At 44.7% G+C, this 21,665-nt stretch carries 16 protein-coding genes; 4 read left to right on the forward strand and 12 right to left on the reverse strand.

Going from position 1 to position 21,665, the window contains the following annotated elements; translation table 11 throughout:
• Positions 1 to 67: 67 nt before the first annotated feature.
• The 3 genes from cydD to MSG34_RS06410 all read left to right on the forward strand — a co-directional run bounded on the left by cydD (position 68) and on the right by MSG34_RS06410 (position 5,188).
• A complete protein-coding gene (gene cydD / locus MSG34_RS06400) occupies positions 68 to 1,852 on the forward strand; it encodes a cysteine/glutathione ABC transporter permease/ATP-binding protein CydD (RefSeq protein ID WP_248336729.1) in 1,785 nt (594 codons plus the stop codon).
• Positions 1,845 to 3,566 carry a cysteine/glutathione ABC transporter ATP-binding protein/permease CydC gene (cydC, locus tag MSG34_RS06405; protein WP_248336731.1) on the forward strand — a complete coding sequence of 574 codons (1,722 nt, stop codon included), beginning with the start codon at positions 1,845 to 1,847 and terminating at the stop codon, positions 3,564 to 3,566. The genes cydD and cydC overlap by 8 nt, the downstream gene beginning before the upstream one ends.
• A 224-nt stretch (positions 3,567 to 3,790) precedes the next feature.
• Entirely contained in the window at positions 3,791 to 5,188 is a 1,398-nt protein-coding gene (locus MSG34_RS06410) for a hypothetical protein (RefSeq protein WP_248336733.1), read from the forward strand.
• Between the two features lie 81 nt (positions 5,189 to 5,269).
• Here the strand turns inward: MSG34_RS06410 and MSG34_RS06415 are convergent, their stop codons facing one another.
• From MSG34_RS06415 to MSG34_RS06455, 9 genes are all read right to left on the reverse strand, one after another.
• Positions 5,270 to 7,153 carry a methyl-accepting chemotaxis protein gene (locus MSG34_RS06415; protein WP_048613181.1) on the reverse strand — a complete coding sequence of 628 codons (1,884 nt, stop codon included), beginning with the start codon at positions 7,151 to 7,153 and terminating at the stop codon, positions 5,270 to 5,272.
• 322 nt (positions 7,154 to 7,475) lie between these two features.
• Complete coding sequence (locus MSG34_RS06420; RefSeq protein WP_017060963.1) at positions 7,476 to 9,047, reverse strand: BCCT family transporter; 1,572 nt, start codon at positions 9,045 to 9,047, stop codon at positions 7,476 to 7,478.
• A gap of 271 nt (positions 9,048 to 9,318) precedes the next feature.
• The gene (locus MSG34_RS06425) at positions 9,319 to 10,917 is read right to left on the reverse strand and encodes a BCCT family transporter (protein ID WP_248336735.1); all 1,599 of its coding nucleotides are present in this window, start codon (positions 10,915 to 10,917) and stop codon (positions 9,319 to 9,321) included.
• 169 nt (positions 10,918 to 11,086) lie between these two features.
• Positions 11,087 to 11,725 (reverse strand): response regulator transcription factor, encoded by a 639-nt coding sequence (locus tag MSG34_RS06430; RefSeq protein ID WP_017060961.1) that lies wholly within the window; start codon positions 11,723 to 11,725, stop codon positions 11,087 to 11,089.
• Positions 11,718 to 13,073 carry a cache domain-containing protein gene (locus tag MSG34_RS06435; RefSeq protein ID WP_050643846.1) on the reverse strand — a complete coding sequence of 452 codons (1,356 nt, stop codon included), beginning with the start codon at positions 13,071 to 13,073 and terminating at the stop codon, positions 11,718 to 11,720. Before MSG34_RS06435 ends, MSG34_RS06430 begins: the two co-directional genes overlap by 8 nt.
• Before the next feature lie 104 nt (positions 13,074 to 13,177).
• A complete protein-coding gene (locus MSG34_RS06440) occupies positions 13,178 to 14,461 on the reverse strand; it encodes a TRAP transporter large permease subunit (RefSeq protein WP_019821215.1) in 1,284 nt (427 codons plus the stop codon).
• A 9-nt stretch (positions 14,462 to 14,470) separates the two neighbouring features.
• Complete coding sequence (locus tag MSG34_RS06445) at positions 14,471 to 15,016, reverse strand: TRAP transporter small permease subunit (protein WP_029405356.1); 546 nt, start codon at positions 15,014 to 15,016, stop codon at positions 14,471 to 14,473.
• 228 nt (positions 15,017 to 15,244) lie between these two features.
• Positions 15,245 to 16,339: a TRAP transporter substrate-binding protein gene (locus MSG34_RS06450; RefSeq protein WP_050711965.1), complete on the reverse strand. Its 1,095-nt coding sequence runs from the start codon at positions 16,337 to 16,339 to the stop codon at positions 15,245 to 15,247.
• A gap of 588 nt (positions 16,340 to 16,927) precedes the next feature.
• Positions 16,928 to 17,320 carry a MarR family transcriptional regulator gene (locus tag MSG34_RS06455; RefSeq protein ID WP_248336737.1) on the reverse strand — a complete coding sequence of 131 codons (393 nt, stop codon included), beginning with the start codon at positions 17,318 to 17,320 and terminating at the stop codon, positions 16,928 to 16,930.
• Positions 17,321 to 17,540: 220 nt separating this feature from the next.
• Between MSG34_RS06455 and MSG34_RS06460 the strand changes: the two genes are divergently transcribed.
• Positions 17,541 to 18,341 carry a DUF2982 domain-containing protein gene (locus MSG34_RS06460; protein ID WP_248336739.1) on the forward strand — a complete coding sequence of 267 codons (801 nt, stop codon included), beginning with the start codon at positions 17,541 to 17,543 and terminating at the stop codon, positions 18,339 to 18,341.
• A gap of 111 nt (positions 18,342 to 18,452) precedes the next feature.
• Here the strand turns inward: MSG34_RS06460 and MSG34_RS06465 are convergent, their stop codons facing one another.
• From MSG34_RS06465 to MSG34_RS06475, 3 genes are all read right to left on the reverse strand, one after another.
• The gene (locus tag MSG34_RS06465; RefSeq protein WP_248336741.1) at positions 18,453 to 19,106 is read right to left on the reverse strand and encodes an MBL fold metallo-hydrolase; all 654 of its coding nucleotides are present in this window, start codon (positions 19,104 to 19,106) and stop codon (positions 18,453 to 18,455) included.
• Positions 19,107 to 19,311: 205 nt separating this feature from the next.
• Positions 19,312 to 19,860 carry a YcbK family protein gene (locus MSG34_RS06470; protein ID WP_048613171.1) on the reverse strand — a complete coding sequence of 183 codons (549 nt, stop codon included), beginning with the start codon at positions 19,858 to 19,860 and terminating at the stop codon, positions 19,312 to 19,314.
• Positions 19,861 to 20,058: 198 nt separating this feature from the next.
• Positions 20,059 to 21,597 carry a L,D-transpeptidase family protein gene (locus MSG34_RS06475; RefSeq protein WP_122081699.1) on the reverse strand — a complete coding sequence of 513 codons (1,539 nt, stop codon included), beginning with the start codon at positions 21,595 to 21,597 and terminating at the stop codon, positions 20,059 to 20,061.
• Positions 21,598 to 21,665 lie beyond the last annotated feature (68 nt).

Consider the following 21,665-nt stretch of genomic DNA (forward strand, 5'->3'; position numbering starts at 1 on the left):
ATCCACTGGGCTTTCTTTTGTATACTACCCGCCCTCAACAAATAATAATTATCATTAAGCCTTCATAATGGATAAGAAAAAACAACGCAGCTTGAACAAGTGGCTTAAGCAACAGAGTAAGTTAGCGAAACGCTGGCTTATGATTGCGATTAGCCTTGGCGTACTTTCAAGCGTGTTTTTAATTGCTCAAGCAGCTCTTCTCGCCTCTATTCTTCACCAGCTGATCATCGAGAATGTCGATAAATCTGAACTGGTTGGTCATTTCGCAGGCTTGGCATTATCGGTCGTTGGCCGTGCTGGCTGTACATGGGGACGTGAAATCGCAGGTTATCGCTGTGGTGAACAGATCCGTGTCTACATCAGGCAACTCATCCTTGATAAGTTACGTGAGCTAGGCCCTGCTTATATCAAAGGCAAACCTGCGGGTACGTGGGCAACCTTGTTGTTAGAACAAGTAGAAGACATGCAAGACTTCTTCTCTCGTTACTTACCTCAAATGTCTTTATCGGTAATGATTCCATTCATTATTTTGGTTGTGGTGTTCCCAGTTAACTGGGCAGCAGGACTGATCTTCTTGATTACTGCTCCACTGGTGCCGATGTTCATGGCACTTGTAGGTATGAAAGCAGCCGATGCAAACCGTAAAAACTTCAAAGCACTGCAACGTCTTTCTGGTCACTTTTACGACCGTTTGCAGTCAATGACAACCATCCGTCTATTTGACCGCACAAACGCTGAAACAGAGGTACTTAAAGGTGCATCTGAAGTGTTCAGAACGCGTACCATGGATGTGTTGAAAATCGCTTTCTTGTCTTCTGCTGTACTTGAGTTCTTCACGTCGATCTCTATCGCAATGACAGCGGTTTACTTTGGTTTCACCTACATCGGTGAGCTGAACTTCGGCCACTACGGTGCAGGCATTACGCTATTCGCCGGTTTGTTTATCCTTATCTTAGCGCCAGAGTTTTACCAACCTCTACGTGACTTAGGTACTTTCTACCACGCGAAACAACAAGCGGTTGGCGCAGCCGAAAGTATTGTCGAGTTCTTAGAAACCGACATCACTAAGGTTAAATCAGGCGACACTCAACTCGATCCGGCTCAAGGCATTAATATTGAAGCTACCGACCTAAAAGTGTTAAGCCCTGAAGGCGTTCAATTGGTTGGTCCTATCTCGTTCGCACTGAACACTCGCCAATCGACTGCGTTAGTTGGCCCAAGTGGTGCGGGTAAAACAAGTTTGATCAATGCCATCCTTGGTTTCATGCCTTATGAAGGAAGCTTGAAAATCAATGGGGTTGAACTGCGTGACTTAGACTTAGCCTCTTGGCGTAAAACGATTAGTTGGGTTGGTCAAAACCCATTGTTGTTACACGGCAGCATTCGTGACAACGTCACTCTTGGTAAGCACGATATCGCTGACCAAACAGTTCAAAACGCACTAGAGCAATCATTTGCTAGCGAGTTCGTTAACGAGCACGGCTTGGATTACATGATTTCTGATCGCTCTGGTGGCCTGTCTGTTGGTCAGTCTCAACGTTTGGCACTAGCTCGCGCAATGATTCAAGATGGCCAGTTCTGGTTGTTAGATGAACCCACTGCCAGCCTAGATACTCGTAGCGAACAGTTAGTAATGAAAGGCATCAATAGCAATATTGAAAGCCGCACTGCCCTACTTGTGACGCACCAACTCGCTCCTCTTAAATCAGTCGATAATATTCTGGTTATGCGTGATGGTGGTCTGGTTGAACAAGGTCATTACTCTCAGCTTTCAACTGCGGGTGGTTTGTTCGAAGAGATGCTGAACGCGAACTTAGCTCAACAAGATAATAAGGGTAATTTAGATGCGTGATTTACTGCCTTACCTGAAACTCTATAAAAAGCATTGGTTTGGCCTATCACTAGGCATGCTATTGGCTTTTGCTACTCTGTCGGCTTCTATCGGCTTGTTAACGCTATCGGGTTGGTTCATTTCAGCTTCTGCGGTTGCTGGCCTTACGATTGCGCGTGAAACCTTCAACTACATGCTACCGGGCGGTGGTGTACGTGGTTTAGCAATGAGCCGTACTGCGGGTCGTTGGGGTGAACGTGTTGTGAGCCACAATGCGACATTCAAGCTACTGACAGATCTACGTATCTTCTTCTTCAAGAAGCTGGCTCCACTGATCCCAGGTCGTATTTCAAACCTTCGTGATGCTGACCTTCTCAACCGTTTGGTTGCTGATGTCGACGCCATGGACCACGTGTACTTGCGCTTAGTAAGCCCAGTGACGGTGGGTGTGTTCGGGATCTTCTTCCTGACTCTGTTCTTGATGTGGTTTGATACCTCGCTAGGCCTTATCTTAGGTTCTATCCTTCTGATCATGCTGCTAGTTTGGCCTGTCTTGTTCTACAAGCTAGGTAAGCGTAACGGCGGTGAGCTAACACAGAACAAAGCAGATCTTCGTGTTACCACTCTGGATTGGATTGAAGGCTATAGCGAACTAACTCTGTTCGGTGCTGAAGAGCGTTACCGCAATGCAATTCTAGAAACGCAACGCAAGCTGATGGCGAATCAGTTTGTGAACGCTAACCTAACCGGTATGGCTTCAGCAGCGCTAATGCTGTTCAACGGTTTGACGCTGGTTCTTATGCTTTGGCTTGCCGCTGACGGTGTGGGTGGTAATGCACCAGACCCGTTCATCGCGCTAATGGCATTCGCAACTATGGCAAGCTTCGAGCTATTAATGCCAATCGCAGGCGCGTTCCAGCATTTAGGTCAAACTCTGTCTTCTGCTCGTCGCTTGAACGAAGTGATTCTGTCGGAGCCTGAAGTTCAGTTTGCTGAAGAGAAGCTCGACATCAACAAGCCACTTGATATTACGTTCTCAAACGTGACGTTCAACTACCCTGACTCTGAGCGCAGTGTTCTGAACGCTGTCGACCTAACGATCCCTGCAACGAACAAGGTTGCGATTGTGGGTCAAACGGGTTCTGGTAAATCGACTCTGATTCAACTTCTGACTCGCTACTGGGACCCGAAAAAGGGTTACATCTCTATCGCGGGCATTGAGCTGACACAATGGAATGAATCGCAACTTCGTGAATCAATCAGTGTAGTAAGCCAACGTGTCGACATTCTAAATGGTACTTTGCGTGACAACTTGTTGATTGCAAGACCAGAAGCAACCGATGATCACTTAGCGAATATCTTAAAAGACGTTGGCCTAGAAAAGCTGCTTGAGAATAATGCACTTGATAGCTGGTTGGGTGACGGTGGTCGTCAACTTTCTGGTGGTGAGAAGCGCCGTATTGGTATTGCACGTGCCATTCTTCATGATGCCCCTATCCTGCTTCTCGATGAGCCGACAGAAGGCTTAGATAAGCAAACTGAGCAAAGCATCATGACGCTGTTCGAGAAGCACTTCGAAGGCAAGACGGTTATCTTCATTACACACCGTTTGATTGGTCTGGAATCGATGGATTCTATCGTTCTGATTGAACAAGGCGAGATTGTTGAAAACGGCTCTCACGAGAAGCTATTAAACGAAGAAGGACGTTACTTCCAACTTCGTCAGGCAATCTAGCTTCTCCTTAAGCTATAAAGAAAACCATTCAAAGCCCGAGTTTATACTCGGGCTTTTTGTTGTTTGTGATTCTAGTTTCGAGCAACTCAAACAAATAACCACCGCCAATCACTTATTGCTTATTTGTAAGCACTATTAATACATTACTTACAAAAGCTTACTAAGAGCAAATGCCATTTCTTGTAACATGCTGGCTTTATAGCTTGCAGATAACTTGGTCCACTATGGTATACAAACTCACAATTCCAACTCTAGTTCTGACTACGATGCTCACCGCGTGTGGCGGAAGTAGCGACGGTAACGTATCAAAGAATGTCATCGACGCATCAAGCGCTAGCTCAGTGGTTAGCTTAGGAAGTAATTACTCACTGCAATTCAGCGTGAAATCGATTGATGCGGGTACAGACAAGAACGTGAACATTGATATTACTCAGTATGGTAATAATCTAAAATCTAGCGGCAGCTTCGCACAAGTTCACGGCATTCCTGAGCGCAACTACAAAACCCAAAACGATGCTGATATTACCTTTTCTGTAACAGCAACAAACTCAGCGGGTAAAACGTTTAACGTTGAAAATTTCGATATTTACTACGAAAACTTTAACACAACAAAGACACCTGAAAAGCTTGCTATCGCTGAGGTTGAAAACGACATAAACAACGTCATTCGATGGAAAAAAGCGGACACCGTGACCATCAATAAGCAATTCATTATTGATGCTACCGGTGACAAATTTAATATCGACCAAATGAGGCCTATGAACCTCTATGTTCGTGTTGGTAACACTCTGAGCAATGGCATTCAATTTGTTCCATCCTTTGCTCAAAGCGCCTCAGAGACATTCTCACGTGTGCCTACAGCTGACTGCTCTGTTATCTCAAACACAACGGGTGAGCTGCTTGCAAATGGCATCAAGCAACGAACTTGTGTAGAAGTTCATGGCTATAAGATCCCGCTGTTGATCGAAGATAAATCTGCAAACAATTCAGAGGCAAAAGTCGCTCATGTTAAGAACATCATGGAGTACTACCTTGATAGCTTCCCCGCTGAAGTGACTAAGGCTATTTACGACAGTAAAGCTGCGATGGCATTTCTATCAGATGAATATTGGGAAGGAAGAGTTGGTGACTTCTTAGAAGAAAATTACCGCTTCCAAGATCTGTTCGCGACTGAAACTACTGACACAACAACAGGCGAGAATAAACCGGACCTAGTCACTCAACGAGACGCTGCGTTTGAAGAGATCATTCACTTTGTTCACGATTACGGTGTGATGAACCTAGCGGTACAATCTTCTTCGTCGAACTGGGGTGTGATGCAGAAAGAGTTAGATGAACTGAATGAGAAAGCGATTCTTTCAGGCTCTTACTATCCGAACGGTAAAGACTCGACTAAGGATGAAGCAAACTTAGATGCAGAATCTTATGATCAAGAGTACCTAGCCTATTCTCTGTATGCCTACTACGACCTGAACCATAAAGGTTACAGCGCTGATGAGTTAAGTTCAGCAACGTTCACAGAGCTACAAGCGAACGACCCTGCGATGGTGAAATTTATGGAGCAGTACTTCCCTAAGCGACTTGCCCTTAAAGCCAAGTTCCCAGGTTACCCGAACAATTAGTTTGGGTCACAACTCTAACTAGCACGCACAAAAAAGCCGAATGTGATATTCACATTCGGCTTTCAAATTATCGGTTAGCGCTTACAGCTTGAAGCGGCTGATTTCGCTTTCTAGCTCGTGAGACAGTTCAGAAAGCTGCGCAGCTTGCTCTGCAGCTTGGTGCGCTTCATCTGCTAGCTCGTTAGATACGTCACGGATTCCTTCAGTGTTACGAGTAATCTCAGACGTTACTGACGCTTGCTCTTCTGCAGCAGAAGCAATCTGTGTTGCCATGTCGCTGATACGTTCAACAGCAGCATGGATTTGCGTTAGGCTTGCAGCCGCTGAGTTCGCGTCATCAACACTGGTTTCAGCAAGAGTACGGCTATCGTTCATGATGTTAACCGCTTTGCCTGTTGTACCTTGCAGCAACTCAATCGTTTGTTGAATTTCTTGCGTTGAACCGTGTGTACGTTGGCTTAGAACTCGAACTTCATCCGCAACTACTGCGAAACCACGACCTTGCTCACCGGCACGTGCAGCTTCAATAGCGGCATTAAGTGCAAGTAGGTTTGTTTGTTCTGCAATACCTTGAATGTTAGACAAGATAGCGTTGATGCTGTTGCCGTGCTCTTCAAGTTCTAGAATCACGTTGGTTGCGATTTGAACTTCTTGAGCAAGGTTTTGGATAGAGCTTTGAGTCTGTGTCACTTGACCAGTACCGTGCTCACACGCGCCAACCGCTTCAGATGAGTTCTGTGCAGTGTGGTCTGCGTTACCCGCAATCTCTTGTGTTGCTGCAGCCATTTCGTTAACGGCTGTTGCTACCATGTTGATCTCGTCTTGTTGCATTTGGATACGAGCACTACGTTCTTCAGCTTGAGAAGCCGTTTGACGCGCTTGATTGCCCAGCGCAGCAGATACTTCGCTTAGCTTGATCACCATGGTGTGCATGTTGCCCACAAAACGGTTGAAGTTTGCAGCAAGCTGACCAATTTCGTCGTCGCTCTTAGGCTCAAGACGTTGAGTAAGGTCGCCCTCACCTGAAGCAATTTCTTCAAGTGCTGCTGAAACGCGGTTTAGGTCGCGGAATAGGAAGCTTACTAACCAAGACACAAGTACGATTACGATTAGCGTAATAATGACAGCAGTGATGATCAGCTGAGTAAGTAGCGTTGAGTGGTTCGCTTCTTCTGTTGCTTTGTCCATCTGAACCGCGAAGATCCAGTTAGTGTTAGGCACCTTCGTGAAGTAAAGCAGCTTATCTGCGCCGCGCTCTTTGATGATCTCGATGCTACCCGTACGCACTGCGTTTTCGATGATAGGCATAGAGATATCGTTTGAAAGCTGGCTTACCGGCTTCAAGCTTAGTGCTGAATCTGGGTGTGCTAGGAATGTGCCGTCAGAAGCATCAATTAGCATTGCGTATGCGTTGTCACCAACATCAAGGCTGATTACATCGTTAACCAATTGGTCGATAAGTACGTCTGCACCAACAACACCAACAAGTTGGCCGTTGTGGCGAACAGGTTCTGCGATCGTTACTAGCAGTGCTTTGGTGATTGCATCTTGGTAAGCCGTAGTAATGATTTGCTTACCAGCAGCGTTTGCTTCTTGGTACCAAGGACGTTGACGAGGATCGTAATCTGCACGATTACGTTCAGGATGTGAACGGTACATTCCACCTTCTGGGGTACCTAAAAAGATATCGTCAAAGCCACCCGCTACACGAGCTTGTCTAAGGAAAGGGACAACATCACCTTCTCGTGAAAACTCATTAAATGCTGATGCGATATCAGTACGGATATCAATCCAGTTTTTAATACCTTCAGATGCTGCTTCAGATACGCTTTCAGCTCGTAGGTATACGCCATTACGAGTCTGTTCAAATAATTGGTTTGCTGATAACCAAGTCAACGCTGTAGCCATAACGACAACAGCAGATAGGCTAGCACCTATCAACTTCTGCTTTAGTGTTAGTTTCATGTCAAAGTTTCACGAGTGGTGGGAAATCCCGCGCATACTACCCAATATCAGTATTAAATTCGAGCGATTTCACAATTTAATATCGGAATATAATTTTAATCAAACCATAAGCTTACCTAATGTCAATTCCTTGGCTTGTCGCCAAATTTAAGGCGGCATTATCTCTGCGGTTATTAGATTTTTTATCGCACTTTACACGCTAAAAATGGACAGAAAACATGGTAAAGAAGAAACAAAAAAGGCAGAAGAGTTTCCTCTTCTGCCTTCATATTATTTACCACTCTACTGCGTATAAATTGCTGTAGATTTCAGCTTAAAAAGCCTAGCGCTTTTCTGTACGCATACCCATTAGCAAGCTCACACACATCAGTAATAGAATGATGGTGAATGGCAATGCTGTAGAGATTGCACCCGCTTGTAGAGCTTGTACTGCTTCAGTACCACCAACCCACAATAGAGCAACAGCAATCGCACCTTCAAGGAACGCCCAGAACACACGCTGAGGCACAGGCGTATCAACTTTACCACCAGCAGTAATGCTGTCGATAACTAGAGAGCCTGAGTCAGACGATGTAATGAAGAATACTAGAACCAATACAACCGCAATGATTGAAAGCAGAGTGCCGAACGGCAGTGCATCAAACATTTGGAACATTGCTAGTGATACATCTGTTAGGCCGTCTTGACCAAGAATACCAACGTTATTCACGATTTGGTCAATCGCCATGCCACCAAATACTGACATCCAAATGATAGTCACTGTAGTCGGTACAATCAGTACTGCTGTGATGAACTCACGAACGGTACGACCTTTAGAAACACGTGCGATAAACATACCTACGAATGGAGACCATGAGATCCACCAAGCCCAGTAGAATACAGTCCAACCGTGCATCCACGTTTCATCTTCACGACCGTGAGGGTTACTTAGCGGAATGATGTTTTCAATGTATGCCATCAATGTTGTTGGGATAGAACCTAAAGTCACCGCGTAGCCAATTAGAGCCACTAAGATAAGCAGTAGGAAAGCAACCAACATGTTGATGTTACTGATAACTTTAACGCCACCATCAATACCGCGAAGTACTGATACTACCGCCAATAAAGTCACCGCTGTAATCACAATAACTTGCAGACCTAAGCCCGCTTCAATGCCGAATACATGCTGAATACCACTTGCCGCTTGTTGTGCACCAAGACCTAACGATGTCGCCAGACCAAATAGTGTTGCAAGTACAGCAAGAATATCAACAATGTGACCTGCCCAGCCCCAAGCTCTATCACCTAAAATTGGGTAAAAGATAGAACGAATAGAAAGAGGCAATCCCTTGTTGTAAGAGAAAAACGCAAGTGACAGTGCTACTACACCATAAATCGCCCAAGGGTGTAGACCCCAGTGATACATGGTTGCACCCAATGCCAGTTTTGCAGCTTCTGGTGTGTTTGGTTCAACACCTAACGGAGTTTCAAACCAACCCGTGAAGTAAGCCGCTGGCTCAGCCACACTCCAGAACATCAAGCCGATACCCATACCTGCGGCAAACAGCATCGATAGCCAAGAGAAGAATGAGTAATCTGCCGTCGCATCAACACCACCAAGGCGGATTTTGCCGTACGGAGAAACAATCAAACCTAAGCAGAAAATTACGAAAATATTACCCGACCAGATGAAAAGCCAATCAAACGAATTGATAATCTGGCCTTTAACGCCATCTAGTGCAGCCTTTGCTGAAGCGGTATCCGTAATAAGAACACCGATCAGGAACAAAGCGATAAGTCCCGCACTGATACCAAATACTGGGTTATGAACATCAAAACCCCATTTTTGGACGTTATCTTGACCGACAGTGTAATCCGTACTGTCGATACTGTATTTATCTATACCTTTAGTCATTATCCCTCTCTACGGAATACTATTAGGGTCTATTGACCTCGTATTCCTTACTTACCTGCGACTTAATCACAAACTCGAACCTACGATCCAAGTAGTACAAGCTGTTGTCACAATAATTCAAATACTTGGATGTCTGAAGTTTAGCAGGTTAACTTGTTGTTTTCAGTAAACCAGAATCGGTTCGATGGAATTTCAAACAAAATTCACGTAATTACTCAAATTTATGACGAAAAAAAGGTCGACCCTGTCGACCTTTTTATCAAAAATACTTTTAACTCAAAGCATTTTGGTGCTTAACCAATTGATTTTCAGTTCGTAAACCTAGCAATAAGCTTAGGCACATAAGCAATAATATGAAGGCAAATGGTAGCGCCATTGATACCGTTCCAGCTTGCAGTGCTTGAATAGATTCCGTACCACCAACCCATAGTAGAACCGCTGCAATCGCGCCGCCCATCAACGCCCAAAATACACGTTGTGGAACCGGAGCATCCACTTTACCGCCAGAGGTAATGCTATCGATAACCAATGAGCCTGAATCAGACGAGGTGATAAAGAACACCATAATCAAACCAATCGATACCACTGACAGCACAGAGCTCATTGGCAGTGCATCGTAAGTGTGGAAAAGAGAAAGTGTAATATCTTGCAGACCATTCATACCAATCTCGCCCACCTTGTTCGCCACTTGATCAATCGCGATACCACCGAAAATAGCCATCCAGATGATGATTACAGTCGTTGGAATGAACAATACAGCAACGATGAATTCACGAATCGTACGACCTTTAGAAATACGAGCGATGAACATACCTACGAATGGAGACCAAGACATCCACCACGCCCAGTAGAATACTGTCCAACCTTGCATCCACGTTTCATCATCACGACCATGAGGATTACTTAAAGGAATGAAGTTTTCGATGTAGCCCATTAGCGCGGTTGGGATTGCTTTAATGCCCGCCATACCACCAGCGATGATAACGAAGATAAGCAAGCCCAAAGCAACCAGCATGTTCACATTACTCAGAAGCTTTACGCCACCGTTGATACCACGAACCACTGACATTGTTGCTAAGAAAGTAACCACTGCGATAACAATCAGCTGCATGCCAATACCGCCATCGGTACCAAATACATGGTTAATACCACTTGTTGCTTGTTGAGCACCTAAGCCCAATGAAGTTGCAAGGCCAAATAGCGTTGCAAGCACAGCGACGATATCAACAATATGACCAAACCAACCCCAAGTTCTATCACCCAAGATAGGGTAGAAAATAGAGCGGATTGATAGAGGTAAACCTTTATTGAAGGTGAAGAAGGCAAGCGCTAGAGCAACAACCGCGTAAATCGCCCAACCGTGAAGACCCCAGTTGTAGATGGTTGCACCAAGAGCCAACTTAGCCGCTTCAGGAGAGTAAGCTTCAACACCTAATGGCGTTTCATACCAGCCAGTGAAGTAAGCCACTGGCTCAGCCACACCCCAGAACATTAAGCCAATACCCATTCCTGCGGCGAATAACATCGACATCCAAGATAGGTTTGAGTGCTCTGCTTTGGCATCATTGCCACCAATACGTATCTTGCCATACGGGGAGACAATGAGGGCAAAACAGAAAATTACGAAGATGTTTGCTGCCCACATAAAGAAACCATCGAAGTTACCAATGACTTTCCATTTGATTCCATCAAGCGCCGCTTTTGCGGTTTCAGGGTCTGCGACTAGAAGTGCCAACAGGAAGATAATGATCGCCCCTGCACTGATCCCAAATACTGGGTTATGAACATCAAAACCCCATTTCTGAACGTTATCTTGTCCTACTGTATAATCGGTATTTTCAATACTATACCTATCTTTTACAGGCTCCATGCTTCCTCTCTAATTTGCAGCGCACAGTTTGCAACATTGCATTCGGCGCTTAAATTTCGAAAAGAAGAATATCAACCTGTCGCAAAAATACTAAAAAAACCTCCATAAAGGAGGCGTAAATTACACATTTAGTAATTAAATTACACATTTAACGTTATTTAGCGTAAGATCAGTCCACAAGGCCGGAGCTGACCGCATATTTTGCAAGCTCTGCCGTAGAGTGAATATCGAGCTTATGCTTAATATTTTGCCTATGGGTTTCTACCGTTCGATAGCTGATATTCAGCGCCTTCGCGACCTCTTTACTGCTCTCCCCTTTTGCGACTAATTTCAGCACAGCCTCTTCACGTCTGCTCAATGGATTCTTGACCGATGGCGTGGGAGTAATCGGCTGAGTAAACAAATTCTGCGTGACTTTTTCACAGAAATAGGTCGATCCTTGATTGACCGTTTTGATTGCCTGCACCATTTTTTCAGCCGAAATCTCTTTCAACATGTAGCCGACAGCACCCGACTGCATCACCTTCATGATATATTCACGGTTGTTATGCATGGTCAGCATCAGTACCTTGGCTTCTGGGTCTTCTTCTTTGATCAGATGGGTGGCATCAATGCCATTCATGATAGGCATGCTGATATCCATCAACACCACATCAGGACGCAGAGACTTAACCACCTCTACCGCTTCTAGTCCATTGCTGGCGGTACCTATCACGCTAATATCTGGCTCGAGTTCCAATCTCGCCATAAAGCCATCCAGTACCACTTGGTGATCATCAGCAATCACAACTCGAATAACTTCACTCATTCATTAATCCCTCTAGTGTCAGTAACACTGTAATTTCCGTTCCGAGGCCAATCTCACTCATCAATTCAAAGTCACCACCGATGAACTCCACTCGCTCTCTCATGTTACGCAGCCCGATCCCTCGTTTTTCCATCGCTTTATAGGTGTTGAAACCGACACCGTCATCTTGAATCAACAGCTGCAGCACATTACCAATTTGCTGCGCGATAACGGTCACTTTGGTCGCTTGCGCGTGTTTCTCGATATTATTCAGCGACTCTTGCACCACTCGATACAAGGTTGTCGCGGCCTCAGATTTCAGCTTGCCCTGTTGAGTGCTAAACAAGGTTTCTACTTCAATACCCGAGTGCGCCTGAAAATCTAATAATAACGAAGACAACGCTGCTTCTAAGCCTATGTCATCCAATGAACTTGGACGAAGTTGATGCGAAATGTGCCTCACTTCCTCGATCGCTCGCATCAGTGAATGCTGCGACTTATTCAAATGTGCTTTAAGGTCTTCATTTTGTAGCTTATTACCGAGCAGTTCCAAATGGCAACGACTCGACACTAATAATTGGTTAATACCGTCATGCAGCTCTCGCGCTAGATGCTTCTTCTCGTCTTCTTGGAACATCACCGTCTTATGAGCCAGTTCCTTTAGGTTGTTATCCGCAATCCGATGTTCATGCATGTTAATGGCCAAGGTCAGTACGATGATGACCGCGACTGTCACGCTCAAAATCACCACAATCGAAAAGAACGTGGTTTCAATATTATTGTTAATCGCAGCCTGCATCGAAGCCACTTCTTGGTGTACATCTTCAATATACAAGCCGGTGCCAATCATCCAGTCCCAACGCTCTAACCAAGCAGCGTAGCTCAGCTTAGACACCACTTCTCCAGTCGAGGGTTTTTGCCACAAATACTGGTGAAATCCGCCTCCGGTTTGCGCTTCTCTTAACAGAGCCTCTATCAGAAAGTCGCCATCTTCATCTTGCAGTTGGAGTAGGTTTTGGCCTATCAATTCTGGCTGAATTGGATGAACCAAGTTGGTTCCGTGGCGATCATATGCGAAGAAATACCCATCAGAGCCATATCTAAGTTTAGACAATATGGTTCGAACTTTTTTTTTGGCTTGGGCTTCTTGGATATTTGGATCGTTATAGACGTGTTCTATGGCGTCGAAAGCGAGGTCAACCGTGTCTTTGAGGGCGTTTTCACGCGACTTGATTAGGCTGTCTCTAAAGATCTCAACTTCTTTAGCGCCTAACGTCTTAGTCTGGTGTAGCGAGATCCAGCTAATACTCGCCGTTACCAGCAGCAACGGGAGCAACGTCAGCAAAATCAGCTTGGCTTTTAGAGGCATTCCTTTCCCTCACAAAAAACGGCTTACTGAACATCAATAAGCCGTTTTACTTTAGCAATTTATAGATAGCCGTTGAAACATATCATTCACATTCTTGGCTTCACTCACATTCCATAGAAAGATGGGAAAGCGAGAAGTGATCCAAGTACGAGGATTTGAATCAGAATGAACGGCATCACGCCTCGGTAGATGTCTTTAGTTGTCACGCCTTTAGGTGCTACGCCTTTAAGATAGAACAGACTAAAACCAAATGGCGGCGTTAAGAAGGAGGTTTGTAGGTTCATCGCGATAAGGATAGCGAACCATGTCATGTTGATGCCCATCAGTTCAGCAACTGGCGCAATGATCGGCACGATGATGAAACAGATCTCTACGAAGTCGATGAAGAAACCCAAAATCAGAATCACTAACATGGTAATGATCAGGAAGCCCCATTTCTCACCCGGTAGCTGTAGCATCCACTCTTCAACCAGATAGTCACCACCAGTGTAGGTAAACGCCATTGAGAATGCCGTTGCACCCAACAAAATAGCAAATACCATCGCGGTTACTTTCACCGTCTCTTTCGATGCGTCATACACCATCGACCAACTAAACTGACCGTAAAGCAGTGCAAGTATCATCGCACCCGCGCCACCCAATGCCGCTGACTCTGTTGGCGTAGCAACACCTGCGAAGATAGAGCCCAGTACAACAATGATTAACGCTAGAGGCGGAAGAATCGCTTTCAGTGCATTAAACACTTCTTGCTTACGGCTGATGGAGTCATCACGTTCAATAGGTTGAGCCGCTTCAGGGTGTAGCTTTGCGTATATCAAGATATAAACGATGTACGCGCCGACCAGCATCACGCCCGGCCAAATCGCCGCTTGGAACAAGTCGCCTACTGGAACACCTAGAACATCACCCAATAGAATCAATACGATGGAGGGTGGAATGATCTGCCCTAGCGTACCAGACGCACAAATAGTGCCGCAGGCTAAGCCTTTGTCGTAATTGTACTTGAGCATTACAGGTAGGGAGATAAGTCCCATAGCAACAACAGAAGCACCAACCACGCCAGTAGAAGCGGCAAGCAGAGAACCTACGAGTACCGTCGAGATTGCGATACCACCACGAACACCACCAAAGAGTCGTCCCATAGACTCAAGCAACTGCTCAGCAAGTTTGGTCTTTTGTAGAACAAGCCCCATGAAAACAAACAATGGAACGGCCATCAGCACCGTGTTTTCCATGATTGATTGAATTCGATATGGCATGAAGGCAAACATTTCGATGCCCTCAGCCCAAACACCAAAGATTAACGCGATACCACCAAAGGTGAACGCCACTGGGAAGCCAAGTAAAAGTGCAAACAAGGCTACGAAAAACATTACTATTCCAATCATGTTCAGCCTCTACTTATTCTTTGTATGAGTATTGTTTGCATGGATAAGGTGCGGATTAAAAATCTTGTTCAGCGAATGCAGGATTAAACCTACGCCACTGAGTGCCATTAAGAAGAATGACAGCGGGATCATAGCTTTGATGATCCAGCGATATGGCAAGCCACCCGGGTCACCTGAGGTTTCGCCGAGGTTATAGCTCTCTTTGGCCACATCAATACCAAACCAAGCAACCAGCAAACAGAAAGGCATCAGAAAGATAAGTGTGCCGAGCAGGTCAATAATCGCTTGCGCCTTGAAGCTCAGTTGCTCGTAGAACACATCCACTCGCACATGGCCACCAGCCTTGATGGCATAAGGAACACCTAATAGGAAAACGGCTGAAAAGAGGTGCCACTCCATCTCTTGGAAGGCGATTGAGACATCATTGAAGGCATATCTCATGACAACGTCATACACAACGTTAGCGATAAGTAGAATAAACAACATACTGGAAAGCCATCCCAGTGCATCACCGATACGATTAAACACGCGTTCAATATAAATTAGACTTCGCATTCCCGACTCCATGGAATTTGAAAAGACATCTTGCAGTACAGCTAACCCAACTAAAAACGATTCAGTTTATAGCTAGCAATAGGCACGACGTAGAAAGGGTTCTTGAGCGTAATACAGGATTTATCCTGCTTAGTTATTATGTTTAAAATGAACCCGCCGCTTAATCACTCTTAGTTACCTAACAAGAAAAGCTTTGGGTTCATTTAACTTCAGTTCAACAACAGTCGATTATTTCGCTTGGCTATTTAGATAAGCTCTGTGTGAAATATCCGTCCATGAACGTACTTGCTCTAGGTAAGCTGCTTGTGAAGCTTGAATCTCTTTTGCTAACTCATCTTTCTCAGCATGGGCAGCGAGCAGGCGATCGTTCGCTTCTTTCAGTGCCGACATTACTTCAGGCGGGAAATCTTTAACTTGTACATCTGGGTATTCTGTTTTCATTGAAACCCAGTTCTTACCACTTTCGTGCGTTGCTTGTGTGTACATGTCGTAAGCCGCTGTACGCATGGCAACACGCAAGATTTCTTGTAGGTCTTCAGGAAGCTTGTTCCATGTACGCTTATTCACTAGGAATTGAAGCTCTGAACCCGGCTCATGCCAACCTGTGTAGTAGTAAGGCGCGATTTTATGGAAACCCATACGCAGATCAAGTGATGGACCTACCCACTCCAGTGCATCGATTGTGCGACGCTCCAAAGAGGTGTAAAGCTCACCCGGGGCAATGTTTGTCGGTTTAGCGCCTAGCTCTGCAAGAATCTCACCCGCAAAGCCTGGGATTCGCATTTTCAGACCTTGTAGATCTTCAACGCTGTTGATCTCTTTTTGAAACCAACCACCCATCTGAATATCTGTGTTACCACCTGGGAACGACATCAAGTTATGTGGAGAGTAAACCTGCTCCATCAACTCCATACCACCACCGTGATAGAACCACGCGTATTGTTCTGCTGGCGTCATACCGAAAGGCATAGAAGTGAAGTAAAGAGTGTTTGGAACTTTACCTTTCCAGTAGTAAGAGCCTGAGTGACCCATGTCGTATTGACCAGACTTAACCATGTCAAAAACGCCAAGAGGTGCTTTGTGTTTGTTTGCTGAATCGATTCTGATTTGCAGTCGACCATTCGACATCTTCTCAGCCATCGCCGCCATGTTTTTGGTTGCATCACCGAAAACTGGGAAGTTTGGCCCCCAAGTTTCCGCAAGTTTTAAACGGTAAACCTTATCAGCGGCTGTAGCACCAGTAGCGACCAAAGCTAAACAAGCCGCAGCAGTTACTGCAACGTTTTTAAAAACTCGTGTGAGGGAGTTAGAAATGAGACTCATGTTCACGTCCTTTGTTAGGTTAACACTCTTTCTATGAGCATTTTTTATGATTCAACATAAGAGTGCACCGTGATGAGGCAACAAGATATCAGGGAGAGCACGCACGACGGACGTACACAAACTGCGTATTAGACCAAAGGATTACGTAGAACTACGTAGGAGATGATTGGGTAATGTCGATTTTAAAGGATTGAGCTCATTCATCAGAGGAATGCTTATTGATAAATACCTAAGTATTAATAATTAAATACTATTAACAATTGATTGCCATTTCGTGATGAAGCTCTATTCATTACTGTATTTTAGGGAAAACAATCAAGGCTTTGCTCTCTTAATCTACCTAGCTAACGCCCTACTTTAGTGCTTGCTGATTCGAAGCTCAAACACGAGACAAGATTAATCAGTTAAGCCGTATATCGAATTGGAATTGAGATTATAGAACCTAGGTTTAGGCTTGGATTTAGATTTAGATTTGGGCTTGGGCTTGGGCTTGGGCTTGGGCTTGGGCTTGGCATAATATGCCAGATACAAAAAAGCCTCGAAAATCGAGGCTTAAAAACTTAACGAAGCGAATGTAATCCCACAGGATTAGATAGCTTTGTAGATAACCTTGTTACCTGCTAGCTGCTCTTTCGCTACTAGGTTTTCTTCAAGAAGTTTTTTCAATGCGCCTGTTGCCCATGAAGCTGCTTTCGCGTCTTCTTGACCAGCTTCTAGGCCGATACCTTTAGGGTTAATGCCTTCAGCATTGCTAACAACGATGTCTAGAACTTGTTGTTGCTTAGGAGTCAGTGCTACTGCAACTTCTTTAGTTGCTGCTACTACTTTCTCTACCGCTGGTTTTGCTGCTACAGTTTTTTCTGCTACAACTTTCTCTGCGACAGGCTTCGCTTTTTTCGGCGTTGCCACTGCTTTAACTACAGCCGCTTTAGTGCGTTTCTGCAGTTTAGCCTGCACCTTACGCTTATGAGCAAGTCTCATTGAATATTTCTCCAGTTCACTGCTCTTTTCGCAGTGGTGAAAATTTGAAGCGCGATTTATACCAAAAAACAGGAGCTATTTGTAGAGTGAAGCGTCGAAAGTCGACGAAAAATACCGATATTGTCTACTAGCGTCTATTATTTAAACATCGACTTATCAATTCAGGGTCATATACACTGGTTATCCATCCAGACAAAAATATGAAAACTTGGTGTTGCCTATGGACACTCGTCACCTTACTAATTTCTCTTTGCCTTCATTCACTCGCTCGTACCGTATCCTCGCGGTTATTTTAGGCTTCATTTGCTTGATCGTTGCGCTCTACAGTGACAATCCAAAGTTACTGATCGTGGGTGCTTTTTGCAGTATTGCGCTTCTGGGAACTGGCTACTATTTGATGCTGCGCAGCCGAGTGATGTTCACACTTACCCCGACTCATTTTCAGCAGCATTTCTATAAAGGAGGGTGGGTTTTAAAGTGGAGTAACATCCAAAAAATTGGTCTTTGTACCTATGAACAAGATGGTTGGCATCAACCTCTGCCGTGGGTCGGAATTAAGGTAAAAGATTACTCGCCCTACCTCGATTCTATTTGTCCTAAAATCACGTGTGAATTATTGCTCAGCCAACGAGCACTTTTGTACTTAGGAGCCAAACAAGCAGGCAAAGAGTCCAACTTTGAGGATATGGTTCTCGACTCATCGCATTACCATGCGCGTTGTACTGAAAGTGGCTGTGTCGAACTACGCCAATACAAAGAGTCGCAGAATACCGACGACGTTAATTTCAACAATAACCAATCACAAGACAACCTTGATTCACCGAGTGAGACAAACAGTCAAAACGCGGTGATTAAAGACTATTCTGGATTACAGGCGATGCTTGCCAACAGAATGAAGTATCAAAGGGGCTTCCACGGTTATGACATTTTCATATCAACCCATGATTTGAATATGAGTGGAGAAGAGTTTGTGGGGCTGGCTCGACGCTACTTGGCTGCCGCTGAACGCCTTTCTGATTAAAGTTTACCAGTAAGTTCACACGCAATAAAAAAGCTTAGCTTTAAGAACAAAAGCTAAGCTTCATTTTCAATCAATCGACACAAATAATTGGTCAGCTAATCAAAGGCTTAATTAGTACAGAGGCATTTCATCTGCGACGAACGGGTTTGATGCGCGCTCGCGACCGAATGTCGATTCAGGACCATGGCCCGGAACGAATGTTACGTCACTGCCTAGTGGCCAAAGCTTAGTCTTGATTGAAGAGATAAGCGTGTTGAAATCACCTTGAGGGAAGTCAGTACGGCCAATTGCGCCATTGAACAACACATCACCCACAAACGCTAAACGAGCTTGCTCGCTGAACAATACAACGTGACCTGGCGTATGACCCGGCGTGTGAATCACATCAATCACTTGATGACCAAAAGTGACTTTGTCGCCCTCTTCTAACCAAGTGTTTGGTTCAAAAGCTTTACACAGAGGGAAACCAAACATCTGACTTTGATTCTCTAGACCTTGTAGCCAGAAGTTATCAGCCTTATGTGGGCCAACAATATTCACCTTCAAGATCTCAGCAAGTGGTACCGTACCGCCAACATGATCTAAGTGACCGTGCGTCAGTACCAAGTTCACAACCTTAACACCGAGCTCTTCAATGATAGCCGCGAGTTGTTGAACATCACCGCCCGGATCGACAACGATGCCTTCCATGGTTTCATCACACCACACAATCGAGCAGTTCTGAGAGAAAGAGGTAACAGGTACAACTTGATACTTAAGAGACATATACAAACCTTAAAGAGCGAATCTGGTGAACAACTCGAATATCGTTATGTTATTGGCAACAAACCCAACAATAACAAACTAAACAGCAACAAACTGAGCAGCAATAAACCGAGTTATTAGAACAAACTGAAATTTGGGCAAACTATGACATTGGATGTCTACTTTGACAAGTGCCTACCGTATCACTCAATAACTCAGCTTAGCTCTACCAGCTGCGGACTGGACCAGTATCGATATGGATAAAGTTGCTACGCGCATAATAACCGACACCACCTGCGTTCAAGCTTTTCGCTACGTCTCTCAACTCTTTAAGGTCAACACCATCGATACGGAAATCGATCGCTTTACCTAGCATGTGGTAACTCTTCTTAGCGACACCACTCGACTTAGAACGAAGGGCTTCATTAGTCGCCGGAGAACGATAACCAGAGATCACCTGAACTTCTTTTTGAATACCCAACACGTTTTGAATCTGAGTGATCTGATCAAACAGGTTCTTATCCATTGGGTGGATTTCATTGCGACGGAAATCGCGACACAGTTTGCTAAGGCGTGCCATCTCGTCACCAACATAGTTAGTGCCATCGAAATAACAAGTCTCTAATCGTTCACCAGTGTGAAGATTGTTCATGCTAATCGTTCTAGGTTGATCCGGGTATGAAGCAAAAGCGATAGAAGGAGTAAGAGAGGCGACAACAGCAGTACCACCAGCGTAAGTCAGAAACTGACGGCGTGAAAATAAACTTTGAGACATACAGCAAAAAAACCAATTAGATCGAACGAAAAATGCACGATACATAATGGAATTTGCTGCGTCAACGTACAAAAACCGTGCAAAACGTTAGTATTTGTAACCTTTACACGGTTAGTTATTGATACTCATTATAATTTTATCAATAGAAGCTTGCTTGTCATTTTTCGGTCAAGATCACCTTTATTGGTCGTATTTTAATCAACCGCCCTCTTTATCATATTGGTAGATATCGCCGCGGTATTGTATACCTCCTTCTTCAAACAACACGGTTTGATAGATGATGTGCACTGGAATTCGCTTCTTGAGACGAACCTTGGTGTTCGGCGCAAGGTCGCTATTTTGGTTCGGAACCTTCCTTACCTTGGTGGCAAACAACAACTCAGCCAGTTCTTCTGCATGTTCAACACGTATACAACCTGAGCTATAAGCTCGGAAGTCGTCATTAAACAGACCTTTACTTGGTGTATCGTGTAGATAGATCGCGCGCTTATTGGGAGTGTTGAACTTGTACAAGCCTAATGCATTACGTGAACCTGCCTGCTGACGCATTCGATATGGGAAAGAATTGAAGTTGATGGTCTGCCAATCGATCTCTGTGGTGTCGACCGTTTCCATTGAACGCCAACCGTCAATCACTTGGAAGTTGTTCGTTTCAAGGTAACTTTCATCAGCTTTGACCTTAGGCAAGATGTCTTTGACCATGATTTTCCATGGCACATTCCAAGTCGGGTTTAGAATGACCGAATCTAGGTTTATCTCTAAAAGCGGCGTTTTTCGTGATTTTCTGCCTACCACGACTTTCGACTCAAACACCTCTTCGCCATCTTCCCAATACTTCATATCAAAGCTAGGCACGTTGACCACGATAAGAGAGTCTCTGTCTCTTGGCCATAAACGAACGCGTTCTGCATTCAGAGCCAAAGAGCTCAACCGATCATCAAAACCCATATTGATCCACTTGATCGTGTCTGGCCCGATGATCCCATCATCCGTAAGGCCGTGCATGCGTTGGAAAGATTTAATCGCCTTTTGCAGATCTCGATCGAACTCAGGGAAATCGACCGCGATCATCGAGGTATCAACGCCGACCAATGCAATACGCTCAACCAAAGTCGCTTTGTCCGAGAGCGAGTCTCCCAAGCGTTTCAATCCTTTCTGTCTGTATCGTTCAATATTGAGTTCAGACGCGGTTTCCAACACGGAATAGGTCGCCTTAAATTGGTCAAAGTCCCCAACAGGCGGCGCGTAAGACAACACCATCTCTAATAAGTAATCATTAGCAACGCTGCTTTTCAGTCTCATCAAAATATGTGGCGAAGGTTGAGGCAATTTAGAATGCAACTTACCCGAGAAGTACCACTCTTTACCGGCAAGCGGCGCGTTTTCAACGTAGCTAAGATAATAGATAAAGGTATCAGTGAGTAAGATGTCTAACTCTTGCCATTGACGACGAGATTGATACTGGCGGATTTGCTTGAGTTGTCGTTCAAAAAGCGGTGCCATTTGCGCTTGTTCAAGAAGCGACAATTGGAACTCAAACGCTTTAACCAGCTCAGGAGAATCCCAAAGGATAGGCAGAGAAGTGTCTTGATAGATACTCTGTGTCAGCTCTGGATATATAAGCATGAAAGAGAGTTCTGAATCAGCCGGAATGAAGCGGCTCTCGTCAGAACTCGTATAGCTCCATGCATGCACAGAGACTAAAACTAGTAATCCACAGAAGTATTTCGCGAACATGCTTAACTCCATCATCAATCATCCCATAAGTATGGCAAAGATATAGGAGTAAGCATGTTATTTTTAAG

Source organism: Vibrio sp. 1CM2L (assembly GCF_023161695.1).
GTDB lineage: Bacteria > Pseudomonadota > Gammaproteobacteria > Enterobacterales > Vibrionaceae > Vibrio > Vibrio coralliirubri.